Below are 2,674 nucleotides of genomic sequence, written 5' to 3' on the forward strand. Positions count from 1 at the left end.
TTGCCGCACCACCAGCAGGTGCTGGAGGCGATTGCCCGCAAGCAGCCAGAAGTAGCGCGCAACGCGATGCAGGCGATGATCGGCGATTCCCACGCGAACCTTAAGAAGCACCGGGGCCGCGCGCGCAAGAAGGCGGGTGCCTGAAGCTGCGCCGCGGGAGTTGGGACGTGGGGGTCAGAGGGTGGGGGTCAGAGTAAAACTCTGACCCCTTTGGTCCTGACCGCTTTGTTCAGTCGGCCAGCATCTGGCGCACGCGCGAGGCGAGGCGTTCGAAGGCGAACGGCTTGGTGATCATCTGCATGTTCGGCCCGAGGAACCCCCCCGGTGCGGCGGCGTTCTCGGCGTAGCCGGTCATGAACAGCACTTTGAGGTTCGCGCGGGTGGCTATCGCCGCGTCCGCCATCTGGCGGCCGTTGATCAGGGGCAAGCCGATGTCGGTGATCAAAAGGTCGATGCGCTGGTGCGATTGCAGCAGGTCGAGGCCCGCCTGGCCGTCGCCGGCTTCGAGCGTGGTGTAACCCAGTTCATCCAGGACTTCCACCACCAGGTTCCGTACCACCGGCTCGTCTTCCACCACCAGTACGACTTTCTCGCTGTCGCCATGGTGCTTCAGCCCGGCAGTCGCGGGACTTTCGACGATGGGGGCCTCGGCATGGTGGCGCGGCAGGTATAGGCGGATGGTGCTGCCCTGGCCCAGTTCGCTCACGATGCGCGCCACGCCTTCGGACTGCCGCACGAAACCGTAGATCATCGATAGCCCAAGGCCCGTGCCCTGGCCCATCGGCTTGGTGGTGTAGAACGGCTCGAAGGCGCGGTCGATGGTGGCCGGCGACATGCCCACGCCCGTATCGGTGACAGTGATGCAGACGAAGTCGCCCGAAGGCACGTCGTGGCTTAACGCGCTTGCGACGAGACTGGAGTTCCTGGTGGTGATGGTGAGCTCGCCACCATCGGGCATGGCATCGCGGGCGTTGATCACCAGGTTAAGGATGGCGCTTTCCAGCTGGTTTTCATCGCACAGGGTGAGCCACAGCCCAGTGTCCAGGTCAAGGTGGACGGTGATGTGCTCGCCCAGCGTGCGCCGCAGCAGGTCCTCCATCGACATCACCAGCGGGTTCACCCGTACCGGCTTCGGATCGAGCGGTTGCCGGCGTGAGAACGCCAGCAGGCGATGGGTGAGCGCCGAGGCACGATTGGCCGAGCTCATGGCGCCGGTGATGAAACGGGAAAGATCGTTGGTGCGGCCTTGCTCGATCCGCGCGGCGATCAGGTCGAGGCTTCCCACGATGCCCTGCAGGAGGTTGTTGAAGTCGTGCGCAATGCCACCGGTGAGCTGGCCGACGGCCTCCATCTTCTGCGCCTGGCGCAGGGCATCTTCCTGCAGGTGCAACTGCTCGGTGCGTTCGGCCACTTGTTGTTCCAGCGTCGCATTCAGGCGCTGGGTTTCCTCGAACAGGCGGGCGTTGTCGATGGCGATCGCAGCCTCGGCTGCCAGCGCCATCACCGAGTGCTCGGCGCGGTCGGTGAACACGTCGGCATCCGGATGACCGAAGAACAGGCCGCCCCGCACGTGGCCGCCGCGCGCCACCACCGGCACGGCCAGGTAACTGGTGACATCGAACGGGCGCGTGGGCGCGGCCTGGTCGGACATGCCCTGGCTGTAGCGGGCGTCCACCTTGATGTTGCCCGAGCGCACGATACCTGCGCCTTCCGGCGTGGACGCGAACACCTCGATATTCCGCATCATCGGGAACCTGGCGAACATCTCCGGGGATACACCCGACAGGGCATGCAGCGGGTAGTTGCCGTTCTGCCCATCGAGCGCGTTGTAGATGAAGGCGCCGAAACGCGCACCGGTGAGCTCCACGCCGGCGTCGATCACCGCCTGCACCAGTGCGTCGACGCTGGTCTCGCGTGCCAGCGCGGTACTGGCGCGGTTCAGTACCGCCAGCACGCGGCGCTCGCTCTCCAGGGCTTGTTCGGCGAGCATCTGCTGGGTGCGGTCGCGCAGCACCTTGACGAAGGCAATGTCCCCGGCACCGACCCCGGCGACGGGCGTCATTTCGCCAACTGCCCAGAAGCGCAAACCATCCTTGCGCACGCGCCAGCCTTCATGACCGCCACGCCCGCGGGTCCTGGCGTCGTGCATTTCCTCGGCAAGGCGTTCGCGAGGCTGGGCGTCCTCGGGAAAAATGCGTTCGAGCGACTGGCCGGTCATCTCAACGGCGGTCCAGCCCAGGAGCTTTCGGGCGCCCGCACTCCAAAGGCGCACCAGCCCGTGCGTGTCCAGCGCGATGATCGCCGTGTCCACGGCGCTATCCAGGATCAACGATAGGGCGCTTGCGCTGGGTTCCACGGTGTTCTCCTCCGGCGGGGGATCATACCCCGCACGGCGTCGGACAGAACGGTCGTGCCACTACAACGGATGCACCCTGCAGGCGCGCTCTACCGCATCGAACACAATGGCCAGCCGTACGTGCGTGCCCTGCGATGGGCTGGCTGCCGCCATCACGCGCCCGAGTTGTTCCAGTTCCTTGCCCACCTGGCCCAGTCGGCCGGCCTCGATCGCCACGCCGTAGCCGTGGAACTTCCGGCTGTCCAGTGCACCATGCATGGCCCGGCGGCCGTCGCCGGGGCGCACCTTCACAAGCTCTACACCCGGTTCGGCCAGCAG

Annotated in this window: 2 protein-coding genes; both read right to left on the bottom strand. The window is 66.2% G+C overall.

The window, feature by feature from the left end:
* Positions 1-229: 229 nt before the first annotated feature.
* Positions 230-2,356, bottom strand: a complete 2,127-nt coding sequence (locus tag VK519_RS15715; RefSeq protein ID WP_324351300.1) for an ATP-binding protein — start codon at positions 2,354-2,356, stop codon at positions 230-232.
* Between the two features lie 60 nt (positions 2,357-2,416).
* Positions 2,417-2,674, bottom strand: a 258-nt coding sequence (locus VK519_RS15720; RefSeq protein WP_324351302.1) for a hypothetical protein, incomplete at its 5' end; no start/stop codon positions are given.

Source organism: Pinirhizobacter sp. (genome assembly GCF_035317885.1).
Classification (GTDB): domain Bacteria; phylum Pseudomonadota; class Gammaproteobacteria; order Xanthomonadales; family Rhodanobacteraceae; genus Pinirhizobacter.